At 44.3% G+C, this 1,950-nt stretch carries 1 protein-coding gene; it reads right to left on the reverse strand.

What is annotated here, in order from left to right:
• Window positions 1–1,921: hypothetical protein (locus tag SEDOR53_RS18405; protein ID WP_037361512.1), on the reverse strand; the 1,921-nt coding region annotated here is incomplete at its 3' end.
• Window positions 1,922–1,950 lie beyond the last annotated feature (29 nt).

Below are 1,950 nucleotides of genomic sequence, written 5' to 3' on the forward strand. Positions count from 1 at the left end.
CATAAGGACTCAGCATGTTAGTCGTATCGGTCTTCCTTAATAGGTTCGATACCATTGTGGCCGTATCTGAGTACTTCACAAACTGACCGCTCTTCGCATAACCACTCAACATATTCGATGTATCGCTGATCTTCAACCGGTTTAACAGCATCGAGGCTGTGTCTGTCTTACGCAGCAGGTTCGACAACATTGATGCAGTATCATAATACTTTACAACTGCCTGGCTATGGGCATAAGAACTCAGCATGTTAGCTGTGTCCGTCTTACGCAACAGGTTCAATACCATCGACGCTGTATCGGAATACTTCACGAACTGGCCACTCTTCGCATAACCACTCAGCATATTCGATGTGTCACTAATCTTCAATCGATTCGACAGCATAGTTGCTGTGTCTGTCTTACGAAGCAGGTTCGACAACATCGATGCCGTGTCATAATATTTTACCACTGCTTGCGATTGCGCATATGGGCTCAGCATGTTCGTCGTATCGGTTTTGCGCAAGAGGTTTGATACCATTGATGCTGTATCGGAGTACTTCACAAACTGGCCACTCTTCGCATAACCGCTCAACATATTTGATGTGTCGCTGATCTTCAACCGGTTAGATAGCATCGATGCGGTATCGTAATATTTCACCACTGCCTGATTATGTGCATAAGGACTCAGCATATTAACCGTATCCGTTTTGCGCAGCAAGTTCGACACCATTGAAGCGGTATCGGAGTATTTCACAAACTGGCCACTCTTCGCATAACCACTCAGCATATTCGATGTGTCGCTGATCTTTAATCGGTTCGACAACATCGTTGCTGTATCCGTCTTACGCAATAGATTCGACAACATGCTTGCTGTATCATAATACTTTACAACTGCCTGGCTATGGGCATAAGAACTCAGCATATTAGCAGTGTCCGTCTTACGCAACAAGTTCGACAACATCGTAGCCGTGTCATAATATTTTACCACTGCTTGCGATTGCGCATAAGGACTCAGCATGTTAGTCGTATCCGTCTTCCTTAATAGGTTCGATACCATTGTAGCCGTATCTGAGTACTTCACAAACTGGCCACTCTTCGCATAGCCGCTCAACATATTTGATGTATCGCTAATCTTCAACCGATTTAACAGCATCGATGCTGTATCAGTCTTACGAAGGAGATTCGACAACATGCTTGTCGTATCATAATACTTCACGACCGCTTGACTATGAGCATAAGGGCTCAGCATGTTCGTTGTATCAGTTTTGCGCAACAGGTTTGATACCATTGTGGCTGTATCGGAATACTTCACAAACTGGCCACTCTTTGCATAACCACTCAGCATATTCGATGTATCACTAATCTTTAACCGGTTAGACAGCATCGAGGCTGTGTCTGTCTTACGAAGTAGGTTCGACAACATCGATGCCGTGTCATAATATTTTACTACTGCTTGCAATTGCGCATAAGGAATCAGCATGTTCGTCGTATCGGTCTTCCTTAATAGGTTCGATACCATTGTAGCTGTATCGGAATATTTCACAAACTGGCCACTCTTTGCATAGCCACTCAGCATATTCGAAGTATCGCTAATCTTCAACCGGTTCAACAACATTGATGCTGTATCTGTCTTACGCAACAGGTTCGACAACATTGATGCCGTATCATAATACTTTACCACTGCCTGGTTATGGGCATAAGGACTCAGCATGTTTGCAGTATCCGTCTTACGCAACAGGTTCAATACCATTGAAGCTGTATCGGAATACTTCACAAATTGGCCACTCTTTGCGTAACCACTCAACATATTCGATGTGTCACTGATCTTTAACCGGTTTGACAGCATGGTTGCTGTGTCTGTCTTACGAAGCAGGTTCGACAACATCGATGCCGTGTCATAATATTTTACCACTGCTTGCGATTGCGCATATGGGCTCAGCATGTTCGTCGTATCGGTTTTGCGCAAGAGGT

It is taken from the genome of Asinibacterium sp. OR53 (genome assembly GCF_000515315.1).
Classification (GTDB): Bacteria; Bacteroidota; Bacteroidia; order Chitinophagales; family Chitinophagaceae; genus Sediminibacterium.